This is a genomic window from Flavobacterium inviolabile (assembly GCF_013389455.1).
GTDB classification, from domain to species: Bacteria; Bacteroidota; Bacteroidia; order Flavobacteriales; family Flavobacteriaceae; genus Flavobacterium; species Flavobacterium inviolabile.
Map to the genome: position 1 here is coordinate 1,260,107 of NZ_CP058278.1, position 20,342 is coordinate 1,280,448.

18 protein-coding genes are annotated in these 20,342 nt (G+C 39.3%); 8 read left to right on the top strand and 10 right to left on the bottom strand.

Translation table 11 applies throughout. From position 1 onward, the window contains the following. Positions 1 to 2: 2 nt before the first annotated feature. The 9 genes from HW120_RS05570 to HW120_RS05610 all read right to left on the bottom strand — a co-directional run bounded on the left by HW120_RS05570 (position 3) and on the right by HW120_RS05610 (position 9,888). Positions 3 to 1,214: a lanthionine synthetase C family protein gene (locus HW120_RS05570; RefSeq protein ID WP_177731763.1), complete on the bottom strand. Its 1,212-nt coding sequence runs from the start codon at positions 1,212 to 1,214 to the stop codon at positions 3 to 5. A gap of 222 nt (positions 1,215 to 1,436) precedes the next feature. Next, a complete protein-coding gene (gene murI / locus HW120_RS05575) occupies positions 1,437 to 2,216 on the bottom strand; it encodes a glutamate racemase (protein ID WP_177731766.1) in 780 nt (259 codons plus the stop codon). A gap of 65 nt (positions 2,217 to 2,281) precedes the next feature. Beyond that, positions 2,282 to 2,794 (bottom strand): OmpH family outer membrane protein, encoded by a 513-nt coding sequence (locus HW120_RS05580; protein ID WP_177731769.1) that lies wholly within the window; start codon positions 2,792 to 2,794, stop codon positions 2,282 to 2,284. 17 nt (positions 2,795 to 2,811) lie between these two features. Continuing rightward, a complete protein-coding gene (locus tag HW120_RS05585) occupies positions 2,812 to 4,014 on the bottom strand; it encodes an OmpH family outer membrane protein (RefSeq protein WP_177731772.1) in 1,203 nt (400 codons plus the stop codon). Positions 4,015 to 4,058: 44 nt separating this feature from the next. Then, entirely contained in the window at positions 4,059 to 6,806 is a 2,748-nt protein-coding gene (locus tag HW120_RS05590; RefSeq protein WP_177731775.1) for a BamA/OMP85 family outer membrane protein, read from the bottom strand. Further along, complete coding sequence (locus HW120_RS05595; RefSeq protein ID WP_177731778.1) at positions 6,739 to 7,479, bottom strand: isoprenyl transferase; 741 nt, start codon at positions 7,477 to 7,479, stop codon at positions 6,739 to 6,741. Before HW120_RS05595 ends, HW120_RS05590 begins: the two co-directional genes overlap by 68 nt. Positions 7,480 to 7,483: 4 nt before the next feature. Beyond that, positions 7,484 to 8,167 (bottom strand): type IX secretion system protein PorG, encoded by a 684-nt coding sequence (gene porG, locus HW120_RS05600; protein WP_177731781.1) that lies wholly within the window; start codon positions 8,165 to 8,167, stop codon positions 7,484 to 7,486. 153 nt (positions 8,168 to 8,320) lie between these two features. Beyond that, positions 8,321 to 9,205 (bottom strand): NAD kinase, encoded by an 885-nt coding sequence (locus HW120_RS05605; RefSeq protein ID WP_177731784.1) that lies wholly within the window; start codon positions 9,203 to 9,205, stop codon positions 8,321 to 8,323. Between the two features lie 23 nt (positions 9,206 to 9,228). Further along, complete coding sequence (locus HW120_RS05610; protein WP_177731788.1) at positions 9,229 to 9,888, bottom strand: CBS domain-containing protein; 660 nt, start codon at positions 9,886 to 9,888, stop codon at positions 9,229 to 9,231. A 94-nt stretch (positions 9,889 to 9,982) separates the two neighbouring features. Between HW120_RS05610 and HW120_RS05615 the strand changes: the two genes are divergently transcribed. The 8 genes from HW120_RS05615 to clpX all read left to right on the top strand — a co-directional run bounded on the left by HW120_RS05615 (position 9,983) and on the right by clpX (position 18,362). Further along, positions 9,983 to 10,696: a pyridoxine 5'-phosphate synthase gene (locus HW120_RS05615; protein ID WP_177731790.1), complete on the top strand. Its 714-nt coding sequence runs from the start codon at positions 9,983 to 9,985 to the stop codon at positions 10,694 to 10,696. Continuing rightward, entirely contained in the window at positions 10,696 to 11,463 is a 768-nt protein-coding gene (locus HW120_RS05620) for an alpha/beta fold hydrolase (protein ID WP_177731793.1), read from the top strand. The genes HW120_RS05615 and HW120_RS05620 overlap by 1 nt, the downstream gene beginning before the upstream one ends. 145 nt (positions 11,464 to 11,608) lie before the next feature. Further along, entirely contained in the window at positions 11,609 to 12,862 is a 1,254-nt protein-coding gene (locus tag HW120_RS05625; protein ID WP_177731796.1) for an OmpP1/FadL family transporter, read from the top strand. Positions 12,863 to 12,880: 18 nt separating this feature from the next. Then, positions 12,881 to 14,458 carry an SGNH/GDSL hydrolase family protein gene (locus HW120_RS05630; RefSeq protein ID WP_177731799.1) on the top strand — a complete coding sequence of 526 codons (1,578 nt, stop codon included), beginning with the start codon at positions 12,881 to 12,883 and terminating at the stop codon, positions 14,456 to 14,458. Between the two features lie 84 nt (positions 14,459 to 14,542). Then, positions 14,543 to 14,881: a phage holin family protein gene (locus HW120_RS05635; protein WP_177731802.1), complete on the top strand. Its 339-nt coding sequence runs from the start codon at positions 14,543 to 14,545 to the stop codon at positions 14,879 to 14,881. Between the two features lie 126 nt (positions 14,882 to 15,007). Continuing rightward, complete coding sequence (tig, locus tag HW120_RS05640; RefSeq protein WP_177731805.1) at positions 15,008 to 16,333, top strand: trigger factor; 1,326 nt, start codon at positions 15,008 to 15,010, stop codon at positions 16,331 to 16,333. A gap of 83 nt (positions 16,334 to 16,416) precedes the next feature. Beyond that, positions 16,417 to 17,076 carry an ATP-dependent Clp endopeptidase proteolytic subunit ClpP gene (clpP, locus tag HW120_RS05645; protein ID WP_177731808.1) on the top strand — a complete coding sequence of 220 codons (660 nt, stop codon included), beginning with the start codon at positions 16,417 to 16,419 and terminating at the stop codon, positions 17,074 to 17,076. A 53-nt stretch (positions 17,077 to 17,129) separates the two neighbouring features. Continuing rightward, on the top strand, positions 17,130 to 18,362 hold the full coding sequence (gene clpX, locus HW120_RS05650; protein ID WP_177731811.1) for an ATP-dependent Clp protease ATP-binding subunit ClpX: 1,233 nt from the start codon (positions 17,130 to 17,132) through the stop codon (positions 18,360 to 18,362). 102 nt (positions 18,363 to 18,464) lie between these two features. Here the strand turns inward: clpX and HW120_RS05655 are convergent, their stop codons facing one another. Next, on the bottom strand, positions 18,465 to 20,336 hold the full coding sequence (locus tag HW120_RS05655; RefSeq protein ID WP_177731814.1) for an OmpA family protein: 1,872 nt from the start codon (positions 20,334 to 20,336) through the stop codon (positions 18,465 to 18,467). Positions 20,337 to 20,342 lie beyond the last annotated feature (6 nt).

The window sequence follows — 20,342 nt, forward strand, 5'->3', positions numbered from 1 at the left end:
TTTTAGTTTAACATTAAACATTCATCCCAGGTATTGTCCTGATCGGAAAGGAAATCGATCATCGATAACCCGATGCCGGCAACGCCTTCCAGTAAGGTCAGGTCGCTTTGCCAGATCTCTTCTTTTGCTTTCCATTTTTTAAAGCCGGCATAACCGTCTTCGTGTATTGCCATTTTCAGACCGTCTTCAATCCAGAAGCGGGAAGTTTCAAGGAATTGTTCGTCGCCCGTTTCGCGGTATATGCGGTTGAAAATTTTTGCTGCTCCGAAGGAACCGTGGCAAATGCCGGGATCCATGATCCGGCTGTCTTCATAGGATGTTCTCTTTGCTGCATGTTCGAAGATGGTAAGTACTTCTTTTTTCATCGTTTCATCTTCCAGGCAGCCTGCCGCTTCCCACAATGCCAGTGCAATACCCAGATCGCCGTAACACCAGGATAAACGGCTGTATTTGCTTACTTCTCCTTCATCGCTCACCCAGTTCGGGAACATCGAATATGGATTGTCTTCCCGGTTTTTCTGTTCTAAAAGATACTTGGCATTGCCTCTTAACAACGGTTCTACTTTTGAACGGAAAGCTTCAAACTTGTGCAGTTTGCAGAAGAATTTCAGGAAGCTCGCCATTCCGTGTGATAAGCTTAGGTTGTATGCTTTTTCATTGGTTTCATAATTGAGAATGGTGAGCCATTTTATGGTTTCCTTTTCTTTTATCGAATAGCTGTCTAACAGGTCAATAACCTCAACAACATAATTGCTGTATTGTTGCTTTAAAGCGTCAGATTTGGTATTTCTGTAGCGATTCAGGAAATAATAGGCTATGCCTATTGCGCCGTGTAAAAAGTCGTAGTTTTTTAGCTGCATGTTTCGCATCATTTCCGAATGCAGGTAGGTATCCATTGGCGATAACAGGTCGTCATTATCGTTATCGATAAAACCTTCCTGTTCCAAATGGTCAATTACCCACGCCATGCCCGAAATCCCGGTACAGTAAGTCGGATAGTTGTAGCCGTTGTTCATTTTTTCAAGACATTCCATCAGGATATCTGAAGCAACATCAGAATACTGGTCATCCTGAACCAGGCGGGAATAGTAAAAAAGGAATAATGTTAAACCGGAACTGCCCACTAAAACACCGGTATCGGTTTCGTGCTGGTATTTTTCCGCAATGGCCTGGTAGATTTCCTGAAGTTTCGCGTATAGGTCGTTTTTAAGCATATTTTTCTTAAATATTTGAGATAAGTCTAATGGTTTTCGGCTTAACATTTAAGAATGGCAGCCAAACAAATTTAGAAACAAATAATGAAAGAAAAAACTTAAAAATGTAATTACTGCAATAAAAAGCTGTAGCAGGTGAGGAGTTTGTTGCTTTTTTGTATTGAAGCCTTATAAAATATAATGGTTTGGCTCTTTTGTTGCAAAATGTTTTTGAAATCGATTTTAGAAATCGGTTTCAAAAACATTAGCTGAAAAGCCGGATATATTTTTAAGCACCTGCGATTTGTAATTGGTATAAAACAGGTGGGTGCTTTCTGCTTCGGTAGTATTGAGCAGGTTGTTTTGTTTCAGTACATTTTTAGTTTGTCTGGCAACCGCTTCCCCGGAATCAATGATCTTAATATGAGCCGGAATGATTTCTTTTATCTGTGGCAAAAGGAAAGGGTAGTGCGTGCAGCCAAGCACCAGGTAATCAATATTGGCTTCGACCATCGGTTTAAGATAGGTTTTGAGCAGTTCCTTGATCTCGTCCGATTCCAGATCGCCATTTTCAATTAACTGTACCAGTCCGTAACCAACCTGTTCGATGATGTTGATGTGCTTGTAATTGGCAACCGTTTTATGAAACAGTTCGCTGTTCAGGGTGCCTTTGGTTGCTAATATGCCTATGGTTTCTGTTTTGGTTTGATTTGCGGCCGGTTTTATGGCCGGTTCAATACCAATGATAGGAACGCTGTATTTTGCCCTTAATTCCTTAATGGCGTTCGTTGTGGCCGTATTACAGGCAACCACAATCAACTTGCAGTCGCGTTCCAGTAAATAATCTACGTTTTTGCAGCTCAGGCGTATAATGTCTTCTTTGGTTCTTTGACCGTATGGAGCGTTTTTACTATCGGCTAAATAGATAGTATTTTCGTTGGGTAAAAGCTGATGTACTTCTTTCCAGATGGAAATTCCTCCAACACCGGAATCAAAAAAGCCTATTGGATTTTTATTACTCATTACACAAATATAAAAAAAAACTGCCCTCATTATAAGGGCAGTTTTTATTTTTTAGCTTTAATTTATTATTTAAAACCTAATTCTTTTTTAACGTCAGCTGATAAATCCGGACCATCAGCAAGGATAACACCACTTCCATCTGTAGAATCTAAAACATATTGGTATCCTTTTGCTTTAGCAACTTTTTGGATAGCAGCTCTTGCTTTTTCCATGATTGGTTTTACAAGATCAAGTTCTTTTTGTTGTAATTCTTTTCCAGCATTTTCTCTGTACTGTTGGATTCTCTGACCCATATCCTGCATTTCTTTAGAACGTGTTTCGTTGATAGCTTCCGTTACAGTTGCAGCTTCTGACTCATATTTTTTTAATTTGGTTTGATACTCACTAACCATAGTTTTATATTGTGCATCGTATGTCTCCCCAATTTTTTTCACTTGAGCCTGTGCCGTTTTCATGTCAGGATAGTTTGTCATCAAATCACTTACGTTGATGTGAGCAACTTTTGCCTGTGCAGAAATTGTTTGACTCGCACCAATGAAAAGTGCAGCAGCGATAAGTAAAGTTTTTAACTGTTTCATTGTTTTAGGTATTTAATTTAATTTTCTGATTTATTTTCTGATGATTTATTTTTTAATTTCTCTTCTCTGTCTTTTTTAGCTTTTTCGCGGTCTTCCAGTATTTTTTTCTTTCTGTCTTCCAAAGCTTTTTTTCGTTCGTCCAGTTTTTGCTGACGCTCCTGAGCTAATTTGTCTTTAGCATCCTGTTGTTCTGTTTTAACATCGCTTTTAGGCTCTTCGCTTAAAGGCGTTTGTGCTGCCGGAACCTGTTTTTCGCCTTCTTTCGGAGCTGCAGGTGCTTTTGGCTGTGCTTTATTGGCATTTCTTTCGTCAAGTATTTGCTGACGTCTGTCCGCCTGTTCTTTCTTTTTCGCTTCCAAAGCGGCTTTACGTTCGTCTAATTTCTGCTGACGTTCTTCGGCCAGTCTGGCTTTTGCATCCTGTTGCGCCGTTGGAGCGGTATTTTCTTCGCCTTCTGCTTTCGGCTGTGCTTTATTTGCTTTTCGTTCGTCTAATAACTGCTGACGTTTTTCCAGCTGTTCCTGTTTTTTAGCTTCCAAAGCAGCTTTTCTGTCTGCAATGATCTTGTCACGGGCAGCTTTACGTTCGTCAATTTTTTTCTGACGTTCCACCTGATCCGGATTGGCACTGTCCATATCTTCCTTACGTTCCTGTGCTTCCAGTTCTTTAAGCTGTTTTTTATTCATCTGTTCTTTTTTCTGAGAACGGGTCAATACTCTTAAAACCTGGTCGCTGATGTCAAAACGCTGCGCTGCAAAAAGCATCGTCAGATCGGAGGCTTTGTCAAAAACAAAATCATATTTCTTTGCTTCGGCTATATCCTGAACGGCATTGAAAACCTGATCCTGTATTGGTTTAACCAACATGGTTTTTTGTGTCATCAGATCTCCCTGAGGACCAAAACGTTTTTGCTGGTAATCCAGCATTTCATTTTCAAGGAACCGGATTTCGTCTTCACGTTCGGAGATCAATTCCTTCGTCAATAATACTTTTTCAGTTTTTAAACTTTCTTTAAGCTTATTGATTTCATTTTTTTTAACTTCAATTTCTTGTTTCCAAGTCTGCGCCTTTAATTCCAGTTGGTTTTTTGCTTCGGCATATTCCGGAGCTTTCTCAAGAATATATTCCATATCAATGTAACCTATTCTGATACCTCTACTTTGCGCATTTGCCGTTAAATTAGCAAACGTTACAAGTGCAATTAAAAAATATTTTCTCATAACATTAATTAAATATTATTTTTCAACTATCGTGCCAAACTTTTTTAAAACTGTTGTCCAATGATAAAGTGCGTTTCCCATCCATTTTTCTGTGTTTGTCCCGGAAGGGCGTCAAAACCATAACCGAAATCAATACCCAATAATCCGAATGCCGGCATAAATACTCTTAATCCAAATCCTGCAGAACGTTTCAGGTCAAAAGGATTGTAGGATTTGAAAGAGTCAAACGATGCTCCTGCTTCTAAGAAGGAAAGGGCATAAATTGACGCTGACGGATTCATTGTAATCGGGTAACGCAATTCTAATGAAAATTTATTATAAATCGTTCCTCCGGATTGTTGCCCTTTTTGAGGACCTTCCTGGATGATTGGCGTTAAGGACTGGTTAGGATATCCTCTTAACTGGATAACCTCACGACCGTCCATAGAAAAATTCGCCAGACCGTCACCTCCTAAATAGAAACGTTCGAAAGGAACTAAACCTCTATTTTGGTTGTACGCACCAAGGAATCCAAATTCACCTAAAGAACGAAGTACTAATTTATTATAAATTGTGGTATACCAGTCTGCTTTGAACTTCACTTTATAGTATTCCAGCCAATTAAATTTCTTTTGATCCACTAACGACTGATCGGCAGCAGCATCCTGGTAATTGGTAACCGCATCACCATTGGAATTGATATAGGCGCCTGCAGGAACATAATTTCCGGTAGTAGAGTTGGTATAACCTGCACCGTTATTTTTTAGTTTATAAGCCTGCTGATTTCCTAAATCGCCATAGTCAACCCCGTTAAAAAGGGAATAAGGTAAGGTAAATTTTCCAGAAATACTAAATTCTGAACCATAAGTTGGATAAACCGGGTTGAAACCTTTACTGTTACGAGTCAATCCAATGGTATAGGTTAAGTTTTTAGAGGAACCGTTACCGAATGTAAATAATCCTGTGTTATAGTTGTTTAAGTCATAATACTGGAAACTTAAAACGTGTGATAACTGGAAGTAATCATCCGGAACATTCAATCTTTTTGCTAAACCTACCGATAAGGTTGTAATGTTGAAACTCTGGTTTCTGGTTACATCTCTTGTCTGGTAGTTGTACAGGAATTGTTTACTGTGTGAAATGGAAGTGGAGAAACTCACCGGTTTCTTACCACCAAGCCATGGCTCCTGGAATGAAATACTATAGGTCTGGAAATAGCTGCTTCCCTGTAAACGAAGCGACATTTTCTGACCGTCTCCCATCGGAAGCGGTTTGTAGGCATCCCTGTTAAATATATTTTTAATGGAGAAGTTATTGAACGATAAACCAAGTGTTCCGATGAATCCGCCACCACCGTAACCACCTTGCAGCTCTACCTGGCTGGAACCTTTTTCTACAACGGTCCACTCCACGTCAACACTACCGGAAGCAGGGTCGGCATTTTTAACCTCCGGATGGATAGCCTCCGGATCGAAAAACTGTAACGCTCCTAAGTCACGGATCGTTCTGATTACGTCCTGTTTGTTCCATTTTTGCCCCGGACGGGTTCTTAACTCACGGTAAATAACATAATCGTTAGTCTTGTCGTTTCCTTTAATGGTAACGTTGTTAAAGTAGGCGATAGGACCTTCTACGATTCGGATTTCGAAATCAATAGTGTCGTTAGCCGTTCTAACCTCAACCGGGTTAATATTGGAGAATAAATAACCGTTGTTCTGGTATAGGTTTGTTAAATCTTCTGCATCAGGACTTTTCTTGTTAGCGATTCGTTCCTGTAATTCTTTTCCGTTGTAAATATCACCTTTGTTGATTCCCAGTACACGGTTTAGGTCACGATCCGTATATACCGTGTTTCCTAAGAAACGGATATCTCCAAAGTAGTATTTTTTACCTTCTTCGACATTGAATTTAATGGCAACGGTATTTTTTTCTTTGTTGTAAGTAACAGTGTCCGAAGTAATACGGGCATCACGGTATCCTTTCTCTTTGTATTTCTCAACAACAGAAACTAAATCTTCTTTATACTTGTCTTTGATGTATTTCGAGGTTTTGAAAAGACGCATCGGGTTAAAAGGATTTTTCACTTTGGTGTTACTCATTGCCTTTTTAATCGCGGAAGTTTTCATCATGGAGTTTCCGGTAATTTCAATATCCGAAACCTTCACTTTTTTACCTCTGTCAACAAGGATAACCATATTCACATTAGCCTCGGTAGAATCTACCGGAATAGTGTTTATGGTTACTTTGGTGTTGAAGTAACCGTCTTTTTTGTATTTGTTTTCGATGTAGTTTCGGGCTGTAGTGATCAGGTTTTCATTCACTACTTTCCCTTTCTTTAAGTCGTTATCTTTGATAAGCTCTTCACTTTTACCTTTTTTTACACCGGTGATTTTTACGTCCTGTAATTTTGGTAATTCATGAATGTTTAATTCAATGTAGATGCTGTCGCCTTGTATTTTATTGTAATAGATATTGATATCATTGAAAAGTCCAAGCTTCCACAATTTTTTGATGGCATTACTAATCTCTTCTCCGGGAACGCTGATCATTTGTCCTTTTTCCAAACCTGAAAAAGTAACCACAGTTTGCTGATTATAGCTTATTTTTCCTGTAACATCAACATCTGCTAAAATATATTGTCTGCCTGTTTCAGGCTCAGTGTGTTCTTGAGCATTTATTTTGGAAATATTTCCTAAAATTAAAATTGCAAAAAGTAGTTTTATTCCTTTTTGAAGCATTTGTGAATTATTTAATTTGTTCGCTTGTTTTTCCAAATCTACGTTCTCTTTTTTGATAGCTGATAATTGCTTCATATAAATCTTTTTGTCTAAAATCAGGCCATAGTACTTCCGTAAAATAGAACTCGGCGTATGCGATTTGCCATAATAAGAAATTACTTATACGGTGCTCGCCACTGGTTCGTATTACTAAATCTACGTCAGGTAAATTGTGCGTGTAAAGATGCTGATTTATAATTGATTCATCAATATCGCCTGATGAAATTATATTATTTTTAACTTTATCGCTAATGTTTTTAATTGCGGCGATTAACTCTTCGCGGGAACCATAGCTCAAAGCCAGTGTTAACGTCATCTGCGTGTTGTTTTTTGTCTTTTCGATTACCTCGAGAAGTTCTTTTTGCACAGAATCCGGCAGGTGTTGTGTGTTGCCGATACAGTTAAGCTTAATGTTGTTTTTTTGAAGGGTGGGAAGTTCTGCTTTTAATGACTTGATTAAAAGTTTCATTAAAGTTTCCACTTCAAGTTTAGGACGATTCCAGTTTTCTGTGGAAAAGGCATAAAGAGTCAGGAATTCAATTCCTAATTTTGCGCAGCATTCAACCGTTTCTCGAACCGATTTTGTACCGTTTTCATGACCAAAAGCACGAAGCATGCCTTTTTGTTTGGCCCAACGTCCATTACCATCCATAATGATGGCTAAATGTCTGGGAAGGTTGTCTTTATTAATCGTAATTTCTAAATCCATTTATTTATTCTGCACAAAAGCATGGGTTTTGACCAAAAGTATACGTTAAGGTAACTCCGGAAAATACATACCAATCATTACTGTTTAAATTACCAAATTGTAATTTTTTATATTGATCATTCCTTGGGTTACTTCCATCTAAATTATCGGTGAAAGTATAACGCGCTCCGACTTCAAATCCAAGAATAAGATTGTCTGTTAATCTTGTTTTTATCCCGGCAATAATAGGTATAGCCATGGCATTTCTTGAATCGTCTGTTCGGGTTCTACCGTTTATAATATACAATTCATCATATCGGAAAAAACTCACTCCGGTAGCAATATACGGAGTTGTTAAGGGTCCTGAATTGTGTAAATCAAAATCAAAGAAATTGAATTCAAGGGCTAAAGATAATTCTTTTACAGAATTTTCAAAGCTATAGCCTCTGTCTTTTCTGCCGGATACTTTGGAATCGGCATCGCTGGAGCTTATTTTTCCCTGAGTATAGGAAATTCTGTAGGCATGTCTGGTGCTTCGGTTCCATTTGTATAAAATACCAAAACCGAAGTCTTTAGGAGCAATATAGCTTGTTGGTCCCACATCTCCCACATAGTTGGTTCCGCCTAAAAAGACTCCCAACTCATTAATCTGAGCTTGCGAAGTTGTGGCAGAGAATACCAGTAAAAAAACAATAAGGATTCGACTCATTTTTCTAAAATAGTGTGCAAATATAATAATATTGATTTCTAAACCATTTAATTACTCGGATTTTCAATTATTTTTTGATAATCCGTAATCATGCATTAGAACAATAGAACGATTTTATGATGTTTATAGTATAATGAGGCGTTATAAAAACCATTAATTTCGTTTGTCTTCTCCCCACAGCAATTTGTTGCGCAGGGTTTTCAGGAAACCTTCTTCCGGGAATTCTACCATATTAATGGTAAACGGTGCTTTGCTGATGTGGATTTCCGTTTCGTTGTCTATTGCTTTTGTTCCGGAATCCAGTGAAACCAGAAACTGTGGTTCCCTGCTGGAAACTTTCAGGCGGATAGCGGTGTCGTCTGATATGATAAGCGGTCTTACATTTAAGTTGTGTGGTGCAATCGGGGTAATGATGATGCATTTTACATCCGGGGTAATAACCGGTCCGCCGCAGCTCAGAGAATAACCGGTTGATCCGGTAGGTGTGGAAATGATTAAACCGTCGGCCCAATAGGACGTCAGGTATTCTCCGTTCAGACAGGTTTCAATCGTGATCATTGAGGTGGTGTCTTTCCGGGATACGGTTATCTCGTTTAAGGCAAAATTCAGGTCGTAAATATTGCACTCTTCCGGATAGCATTCCAGGCTTAAAAGTGCCCGTTGTGAAATTTTGTAATTGCCTTCAAATAAAAGCGGTAACAGGTTCCCGATGGCATCCTGTTGTACGTTTGCCAAAAAACCAAGGCGTCCGGCATTGATACCTACAATCGGAATGTTTTTGCTTTTTACAAAAGTTGCGGCTCTCAGCATCGTTCCGTCACCACCAATACTGATGAAAAAATCAAAAGTACTGTCCAGCTGGGTGTGGTTGGAAAAGGTAGGGTAGGCTTTATCCAGGATTCCTTTTTCCAATAGAATGGTATGAAAATTCGCTTCAAAAACCACCTCTGTTTCGTAGTTTTTAAAAACATCAAATACTTTATTGATAATTTCTTCGGTGTTTTTCTGGTAGTATTGTCCGTAAAGTGCTAGTTTCATACGCTTTATGTTGATTGAAAACGTTATATGTTTAAGTATTTGTCCAGATAATCGGAACGGTCTTTTAAATTATTCAGATAGGCATCTTCCTGATGTTCGGAAACAATTTCATAATTATAACGACGAAATGTCTGTATAATTTCATTAAGGCCTCCAAGGCTTATTTTAATCGTAACCTGCACTTTGTCTAAATCGGCTTTCGAAATAAAAAGACCCAGGATCCGGGCATTGTTGGTTTCGATGATCTGCGTGATTTCGCTCATGCTGTAATCGGCTGTTCCTTTTTCAACAATCAGTATGCCGCCTTCTTCTCTTAAAAAAGGCGTTTCATGGAAGAAACGGATAATGTCGTCCATTTCATAATACCCTAAATAATTGTTGTCTTCATCCAGAACCGGAACCAGGTTTGCTTCGTTTTTAGCGAAAACTTCCAGTACATCCAGCCATATCGTGTCTTTTCTGACGAAAAAACGTTCAAAGGTATAACGGAATTCGCCAATTTTCCGGTCGTGGTCTAATAATTCCACATCATGAGCACCAATGCACCCTATGTAGGTGTCGTTTTCAACAACAGGAAAGTGACTGTACGGGAATTCAAGAAATAAATCCTGAGCCGTCTCAATGGTTTCGTCTATTTTAAGGGGGTTGATTTCTTTAATGATGTAGTCAGCGATTTCAGTCATGATATTCTTTTCTTTAATCGAATGCAAAATAATCAAAAATTAGGATATTATAGCTTAATTATACTTTGTATTTTTGTGAGAAAATAGTTTGATTATGACAAAACTCTCTGTAAATATCAATAAAATAGCGACTTTACGCAATTCACGCGGCGGTAATGTGCCGGATTTGATACAAGTAGCAAAAGATATTCAAAAATTCGGAGGACAGGGAATCACGATACATCCCCGGCCAGATGAAAGACATATCCGTTACCAGGATGCAAGGGATCTGGTTCCGGTTGTATATACAGAATATAATATTGAAGGGAATCCGGTGAAGAAGTTTATGGATCTGGTGCTGGAAACAAAACCAACGCAGGTAACTTTAGTACCGGATGCTGATGATGCCCTGACGTCCAATGCCGGTTGGGACACGCTGAAACACAAAAGCTTTTTACAGGAGATCATTCAGGAATTTAAGCAAAACGGAATCCGTACGTCTGTTTTCGTAGATCCGGTATTGGGAATGATTGAAGGAGCGAAAGAAACCGGAGCCGACAGGATCGAGTTGTACACGGAAGCATTTGCCCACGAATATGGTTTGGGGAATAAAAAAGGTATTGAACCGTATGTGGCTGCGGCAACGCTGGCAAACGAACTGCAGCTTGGTGTTAATGCCGGACACGATCTGAGTCTGGACAATATCAAGTTTTTTAAAGAAAACATTCCCGGATTGTTAGAGGTTTCCATCGGACATGCCTTAATTTCGGAATCCCTGTATCTGGGATTGGAGAATGTGGTTAATATGTACTTACAAAGAATGAAATAATGGCATTGTATTCAAGAATAGAAGGAGAAGGGAAACCGCTTTTAATTGTTCACGGTTTTCTGGGAATGTCCGATAACTGGAAATCTCTGGGAACACAGTTTGCACAGGAAGGCTATCAGGTGCATTTGCTGGATATGCGAAATCATGGAAAGAGTTTTCATTCGGATGTGTTTAGTTATGCTGTTATGGCAGATGATATTTATGAATATTGCCGCGAGCACCAGTTAACCAAAATTGATTTGCTGGGACATTCCATGGGCGGGAAAGTGGTTATGCTTTTTGCAACCACACATCCGGAAATGGTAGACAAGCTTATCGTGGCAGATATCGGTCCCCGGCGGTATGCCCCGCATCACCAGGAAATTTTGGCGGGACTGAATGCGGTTGACTTTACAACGAAACCAGGCAGAGGCGAAGTGGAAACAATTTTAGGGCAATATATTGACGATCTCGGAACCCGGCAGTTTCTGCTTAAAAATCTGTATTGGAAAGAACCCGGTCAGCTGGCGTTCCGCTTCAATCTGGATGTTTTTATAAAAAACCAGGAAGTGATCGGAGAGGCACTGCCGCAGGGTAATCATTTTGATCGGCCGGTTCTTTTTTTAAGAGGCGGGAAATCCGGTTATATTAAGGATGAAGATTTTGAAGGGATCCGTCATCACTTTCCGAAAGCACAGGTAGAAACAATTGAAAATACAGGACACTGGCTGCATGCCGAAAATCCGGCAGCATTTTTTACAGCAGTAAAATCATTTATAAAAGGTTAAATTTATAAGGTTCACAATTTAAGCAAAGAAATATTATGAGTGCATAATATTTTTCTTAAAAAAATTGTAAAATCCATATTTTGTTATAAATTTGATATATTCAAGATTTGAATATAAACAAATAAAACTAACACATTTTTAACTTATGAGAAAACTGCTATCTTTAACATTGTTAGCCTTGGCTTCATCGAGTGCATTTGCAGGTGGATATCGTGTGAGTCTTCAAGGTCAGAAACAATTGGCAATGGGACATACAGGAGTTGCCGTTGTGAATAGTGCAGAGGTAATGTTCTTTAATCCTGCGGGAATGTCATTTTTGAAAGATCGATTCAATTTGTCCGTTGGCGCTAATATTCTTACTGCAAAAACGAAATTTCAAAATGAGACTTATAACTGGAAAGCTTCAACTACAAATACGGGAACGCCTTTCAATGTTTATGCTTCTTATAGAATAACAGACTGGCTTACTGCCGGAGTTGCGGTTTACTCTCCTTACGGAAGTGAAGTAGCCTGGGATAAAGATTGGGAAGGTGCTCATTTGGTTAATAAAATTGATTTGAAATCAATTTATGTGCAGCCTACAATTTCCTTAAAAGTAAATGAATATTTTAGTGTTGGTGGTGGACCTATTTATGTAAACGGATCTGTTGAATTTAACAGAAACCTTTTCAGAGGGGATAATATCACAGATGCAAACGGGAACCGCCCGGATGTTACTTTAGATGCTAAAGGAATATCAGGATGGGGTTATAACGTTGGTTTTATGTTTAATCCAACTAAAAAAATGCGATTAGGGGTGAACTATCGTTCTAAAATCGTAATGGAAGCCAGAGATGGTGATGCTACCTTTAATGAGATTCCTACTTTTCTGCAGGGAACGCTTTACAATACAAAGTTTAATGCCGATTTACCTTTACCGGCTGAGTTAACCGCTGGATTGTCTTACCAGGTTACTGATAAATTTTTATTGGCTTTTGATATCAACAGAGCCATGTGGAGCGCTTATAAAGCTTTGGTTGTTGAGTTTGCAAACGGAGCACCGACTTCTGTTAATCCGAGAAATTATAAAGATGCGACGACTTACAGAGTGGGAGCACAATATAAAGCCAATGAAAAGTTCACTTTCAGAGCCGGTTGGTACCATGATGAAAGCCCGGTTCAGGACGGTTATTTTGCACCGGAAACACCAAGAAACAGTTCTATGGGCTATACCGGAGGTTTAACGTACCAGATCGGTAAAAAATTCGGTGTTGATGTTTCGTTCCTTTACCTGCATTTTGATGAAGTTAATAACAGCTACGATCATTATACAGAAGGAGCTGATAACAATGTTAGTTTCGGCGGAACATATAAATCTTCTGTATTTTCACCAGGTTTAGGTATAACATACAGCTTCTAACTTTTTAATAGGATAAAAATGAAAAATAAATATATATACTTTGCAGTTTTAGCTTCGTTAGGGCTAATGTCTTGTGATCCTGAATTTGAGAACGAAGTAAGCAATCAGAGTTATTCTGCTGGTGATGCCAATTTCAGTTCTTATGTGGCTATTGGAAACTCGTTGACTTCCGGATATATGGACGGAACCGTTTCAAGAGTCGGGCAGCAATATTCTTTCCCGAACATTTTAGCACATCAGTTTGCTGTTGTGGGCGGTGGCGAATTTACACAGCCTTCTTATGAAGAAGATGTGAACAATCTTGGCGGACTATTGATCAATGGTGCTCCGTTTCCAAGTGCTGTTGCAAACGCATTCCCTACGAGATTAATTATCAATACGGCTGTGGGTGGTCCTCAGAATATTGCGGGAACATCATCCATCAATGTGAGTCCGTCTACTTTACAGGCAAAAGCATATAATAATATGGGAGTTCCGGGTGCGAAAACATTTCACTTAATGTTGCCTGGATATGGTAATATCGCCAATTTAGCGGCGGGTACTGCAAATCCTTATTTTGTACGTCATGCCATTACACCGGCTTCTACAGTTATTGGTGATGCAATGACTAAAAACCCGACATTCTTTACCAACTGGATTGGTAATAACGATGTATTGGGATATGCAACTAACGGAGGTGTTGGAACAACTTCAGGAACCGGTGCTGCCGATATTACACCATCAGCAGTATTCTCAGCTTCCTATAACGGTATCATTGCGCAGTTAACGGCGGGTGGAGCCAAAGGAGTTGTAGCGACTATTCCATCGGTTACGGCTATTCCGTTCTTTACAACAGTACCTTATAACCCGATAACTGCGGCTGCATTGGCCAGTGCGCCGGATCCAACCGGAGCAGGTGCTGTTCAGCAGCTGAACACATTATTGTACAGTCCGTTAAAACAAGCCTTAACGGCTTTTGGAGCGGGTACAAGAATTAACCTGTTAACCGCTACCGGAGCGAATCCGTTATTAATAAAAGATGAAACATTGCCAAACCTTTCGGCACAGCTAACGGCTGCGTTCACGCCATCGTTGGGAGCTGCTACAGCGGCCTTCTATGGTCAGGTTTTCGGTCAGGCAAGACAAACTACAAAAGACGATTTGGTATTGTTAACCACAAGAACGGCTATCGGAACTGCTCCGGCCGGTGTTCCTGCACCACTGGATAAATACGGTATTACCTATCCGTTAGAAGATAAACACGTACTGATTCCATCTGAAAAAGCGGCTATTGCTGCTGCTACATCCGATTTCAACGCTATTATTGTTGCTGCTGCACAATCTAAAAACCTGGCAGTTGCCGATATGAACGCAATCATGAACCAATTGGTTAGCGGATTGCGTGTGGAAGACGGACAAATTTATACGGCAAACTATTTTAGTACCGCTACCGTAAATACAGTATTGTTCTCTTTAGACGGGGTGCACCCTAATGCAAGAGGATATGCCGTTATTGCAAACGAAGTACTGAAAGTGATTAATTCACATTATAATGCGAAGTTACCTTTAGTAAGTGCAGGAACATATCCTGGTGCTACTATTCTGACATCAAATTAAAAAGTGATTTACTATAGTATCTAAAAGCGCTGAATTTTCAGCGCTTTTTTTGTATTTTTATAACATTAAATAAAACGCGATAGTATGAATTTACTGATTAGACTTTTGATTACCACTATATTGGTGGTGGTGATTGCAAACTTTTTACCGGGTATAACTGTAGACAGCATTAAAACAGCGCTTATAGTGGCGGTGGTATTGGGATTGTTAAACACATTTTTTAAGCCGATACTGGTGTTTTTTACCCTGCCGGTCACGGTAATCACATTGGGATTGTTTTTGCTGGTTATAAACGCGGTAATTATTCTGATCTGTGATTATCTTATCGATGGCTTCGAAGTGAAATCATTTATCAGTGCCCTGCTTTTTAGTATTGTACTGTCGGTTTGCCAGTGGATATTGAATATTTTTGTCAAAGACTAAAACAGATAAAGTAAAATTATAGGATAAAATTTTAGCTTATTGAGATACAATAAGTTAAAAACTTGGTTGGGTTGTAAAAAATATATAATTTTGCAACCCAATTTTAGTATGTAAAAAAATAGAATAATGAATATTACAAGAAACAATGTTGATGCATTAAATGCGATTGTAACGGTTGAAGTTACTAAAGAAGATTATGCTGGTCAGGTTGAAAAAGTTTTAGCAGATTATCGCAAAAATGCTAGTATTCCTGGATTTAGAAAAGGAGCTGTACCAATGAGTTTGATTCAAAAACAATATGGAAAAGCGGTTCTTCTTGATGAAGTAAATAAATTGTTGCAAAATTCATTAAATAATTATTTGGTTGAAGAGAAGTTAGATATTCTTGGAAACCCGTTACCTAAAGTTACAGAAGATTTTGACTGGGATACTGAAGACTACAAATTCGAATTCGAATTAGGTCTTGCGCCAGACTTTACAGTTGACTTGGGTGCCAAAAACAAAATCACAAAATTCAATATCGTTGTGGATGAGCCAATGCTTGATGAGCAAGTGGAGCGTATCCAAAAACAATACGGTAAATTAGTTTCTAAAGAGAAAGTTGAAGAAGGAGATGATTTAAGAGGAACTTTTTCAAATGAAGAAAAAGGAATTAACAATTCTGTGAATATTACCCTTGATATTTTCAAAGACAAAAAAACGATCAAGAAATTTATCGGTAAAAAAGCAGGTGATGTAATTGCATTAAGCACTAAAGGTTTATTTGATGACGATCACAAATTAATGGATTATCTGAAAGTGTCTCACGATGACGTTCACGGTTTGGATATTGAAGTTAACTTCACAATCGAAGAAGTAAACACTACTGAGAAAGCAGAATTAACACAGGAATTATTCGATAAATTATTCGGGGAAGGAAAAGTAACTTCTGTTGAGCAATTAAAAGAGAAAATCAAAGAGGATGCTGAAAAACAATTTGCAACTCAGGCAGATCAGAAATTCCTTAATGATGTAACAGAATTCTTAATTGAGAATACAAAATTTGAATTACCGGCTGATTTCCTTAAAAAATGGATTCAAACAGTAGGAGAGAACCCGTTATCACCGGAGCAGGCAGAAGAAGAATACACTAAATCGGAAAACGGATTACGTTACCAGTTGATCGAAAGTAAAGTTTTGGTTCAAAACAACTTACAAATCACTTTTGAAGATTTAAAAGCATTCACTTCTGATCTGATCAAGAAGCAAATGGCACAATTCGGACAAATGGATCCTTCTGATGCAGATGTTGAAAATATCGTTGCCAGAGTATTGTCTAACCAGGAAGAAGTGAAACGTCTTTCTGAGCAGGTAATGAGCGAAAAGCTGTTAAATCTTTTCAAAGAAAAGGTTACAGCGAAAGTTAAAGAAGTTTCTTACCAAGACTTTATTAAAGAAATGTACGGAGAATAATCTTTCGTAAAAAATAAGTATATTTGAACGTCAGACTAAAAAAGTCTGACGTTCTTTTTTAATTATAAACAAAAATAATTACTATGAATTACGGAAAAGAATTTGAAAAATATGCTACTAAACATCACGGTATAAACAGTATGTACTATGATAAAATTGTAAGTAGTATGACCCCTTATATCATAGAAGAACGTCAATTGAATGTTGCTTCTATGGATGTGTTTTCCCGTTTAATGATGGACAGAATTATTTTTCTGGGTACCGGAATTGACGATTATGTTGCAAACATCATTCAGGCACAGCTGTTATTCCTGGAAAGCGTTGATGCTTCCAAAGATATCAGTATCTATATTAACTCTCCGGGAGGAGGTGTTTATGCCGGATTAGGGATTTACGATACCATGCAGTTTATCAAACCGGATGTAGCCACGATCTGTACGGGTATTGCCGCTTCTATGGGAGCTGTTTTATTATGTGCAGGAGCAGACGGAAAGCGTTCTGCTTTACCACACTCAAGAGTCATGATCCACCAGCCGTTAGGAGGTGCTCAGGGACAGGCTTCCGATATCGAAATCACAACCAGAGAGATTTTGAAATTAAAAACGGAATTGTATGAGATTATCTCTAAGCATGCCAAACAACCGATGGATAAAGTACATCATGACAGTGACCGTGACTATTGGATGATTGCTCAGGAAGCAAAAGACTACGGTATGATTGATGAAGTATTAATGAGAGGATAATTTTAGTTAAAGGTGCCTTGCAGAAAGGCATCTTTCTATTTAAGTATATAAAAATGGCTAAAGAAGTATTAGAGTGTTCTTTTTGTGGAAGAAAAAAGCCAGAAACAAATTTATTAATCGCCGGCATCAATGCCCACATCTGTGACAGATGTATTGAGCAGGCGCATGGAATTGTTTTAGAAGAGTTAAAACAAAGCGAGAATTCCGGATTACTGGCCGATTTGGTTTTGAGTAAGCCAAAGGAAATCCGCGCCTTTTTGGACCAGTATGTTATTGGTCAGGACCAGACTAAAAAAGTCTTGTCTGTAGCGGTTTATAATCACTACAAGCGTTTGTTGCAAAAGCAGGCGGATGATGAGGTTGAAATCGAAAAGAGTAATATCATTATGGTAGGTCAAACCGGAACCGGGAAAACATTAGTGGCAAAAACCATTGCCAAAATGTTAAACGTTCCGTTGGCTATTGTGGATGCTACTGTTTTAACCGAAGCGGGTTATGTTGGGGAAGATGTTGAAAGCATCCTGACCCGTTTACTGCAGGCAGCCGATTATGATGTGGCAAAAGCAGAAAGAGGAATTGTTTTTATTGACGAGATTGATAAGATTGCACGAAAAAGTGATAATCCTTCCATTACCAGAGATGTTTCGGGAGAAGGCGTACAACAGGCCTTATTGAAGCTGCTGGAAGGAACTGTGGTAAATGTTCCGCCTAAAGGTGGAAGAAAGCACCCGGATCAGAAATTTGTTGAGGTAAATACACAAAATATCCTTTTTATTGCCGGAGGGGCATTTGACGGTATTGAAAGAGTAATTTCAAAACGATTAAACCGCCAGGCAGTAGGGTATAGCTCTTCAAAAAGTGCCGATCAGATTGATAAAGAAAATCTGTTGCAGTATATCATACCAAAGGATATTAAAGACTTCGGACTGATTCCGGAAATTATCGGACGTTTACCGGTTTTAACACACATGGATCCGTTGGATAGAGAAACCTTAAGAGCGATCTTAACAGAACCTAAAAACGCCTTAGTAAAGCAATATAAAAAGCTGTTTGCTATGGATGATGTGGAATTCTCTGTTGCTGATGAAGCTTTGGATTTTATTGTAGATAAAGCTTTAGAATACAAATTGGGAGCAAGAGGACTGCGTTCTCTTTGTGAAGCCATACTGACAGATGCGATGTATGATTTGCCAAGCTCAGACGAGAAAACCTTGCATATCGATAAAGCCTATGCAGAGCATTCTTTAGATAAAAACCTTTTACAGCGATTAAAAGCAGTATCATAATATAAAAAAAGCCCCGATTTATCGGGGCTTTTTTTTGCGGTTAACGCAAACAAAAAGGGCGGTCATCTGACCGCCCTTTTCTTATTTGATGAAGAAGGAATCTTATTTCTTAACAATTAAGAATTCAGATCTTCTGTTTTTCGCATATTCCTCTTCGGTGCAATTCTCGCCACAGTTCACTTTCGGCTCGCTTTCGCCATATCCTTTACCGGATATTTTGTCTTTCGCGATTCCTTTAGAGATAATGTACTGAACGGTTGATTTTGCTCTTCTGTCGGACAGGTTCATGTTGTACTGATCGCTACCTCTGCTATCGGTATGGGATTTCACCATGATCACCATAGCCGGGTTGTTTTTCATTACCTGAACCAGTTTGTCTAACTCAAAAGCCCCTTGTTGGGTGATGTTGCTCTTGTCGTATTCGAAGTAAATATCATTCAGGATGATCTCGGTTTCGGTTACAATTACATCGATCGGCTGTAAGTCGGCATTGATATTAACAATACCGCCTCTTGTTTTACTCACCGGGAAGTTATTGCTCTCATAACCGTCTTTGGCTACCTGAAGGGTGTAGGCTTTGTCACACTCCACATCGTAAGATACTGTTCCGTCTGCCGCCGTTGTTTTGGTAGCGATGATGTTGTTCTTCTCGTCTAAGATCGCTACGCGGGCTCCTGATAATTTAGAACCTGTTTTAGCATCTCTCACTAAAGAAACCACTTCCACCCCACATACCGGAGTGGCACTGTAGATGTTGTCTACCCCGCCACGGTTACTGGATACAAACCCGATGTTTTTAGCGGTATTGAAGCTGAATGCGAAATCGTCTTTTTCAGAGTTTACCGGTTTGCCCACATTGGCAGCCTCGGTTCCTTTGTTAAGATCGATCACATAAACATCCATGCCTCCGAATCCCTGACGGGCATCGGAAGAGAAATACAATTTGTTCTCATCGGTAATAAACGGGAAACTCTCGTTTCCTTCGGTATTGATCTTCTTGCCTAAGTTCTCCGGAGTTCCGAAAGAGCCATCGGCATTCACACTTACTTTCCAGATATCCACACCCCCTACAGATCCGGGCATGTTGGAAGAGAAGTATAATGTTTTGCCATCTTTGCTTAAACTCGGATTGCTGGTCGAGTAGTCTTTGCTGTTAAAAGGCAGCGGCGTTGGTTTGCTCCATTTTCCATCGGCTTTAACCGATTTGAAAAGTGCCACCTGTCCGAACTTTAACTTCTGAGCCTTGTCTTTTTCAAACAAGCCTTCGTTAAAACTCTCACTGGCCAGGTACATGGTGTTTCCGTCTGCACTGATGCTTGCCGGTCCGTCATGGAACTTGGTGTTTACCCCTTCCACAGCTGTTGGCTGGCTGAAAGTACCATCGGCGTTGTATACCGCACTGTACAGGTCCAGGTAAGGCTGTTCGTTCCAACCGTAGGTTTTACGGGAGGTATTACGGGCCGAGGCAAAATACAGGGTATTGTCGTTGCTTAACATGGCTCCGAAATCGGACTTGTCGCTGTTAATATCCAATGATTTGATGTCGAAGGATTTTGCTTTTTCATTCAGCTTAGGCAGATAGTTCGGGTTTTGTTTGAAAGCTACCGCACGCTGATCGTTTGGTGCCATATTGGCAAACTTCTGCAGCTGTTTGTTCGCTTCTTCATATTTTCCGTCTGCTTTAAGCATCTGTGCATAGCGGTAATAGGTCTCGGCATCCTGTTTTTCGGTCAGGGCCTTGGCATACCATTTACTGGCTTCGGCAGCGTTGAATACATTGTAGTAGCTATCGGCCAGTTGTTTGTATACATAACCGTCTGCTTTTCCTTTGTCTACCAGTTTGAGGTATTCGCTTGCCGCGTCCACATACTCAAAACGGTTAAAGAGTCTGTCTGCGTTTTTGGTGTCTTTGTTTTGTGCCGATAGTGTCGAACTGGCGATCACAAAACTTAAAGTGATATATAAATTCTTCATGTCTTA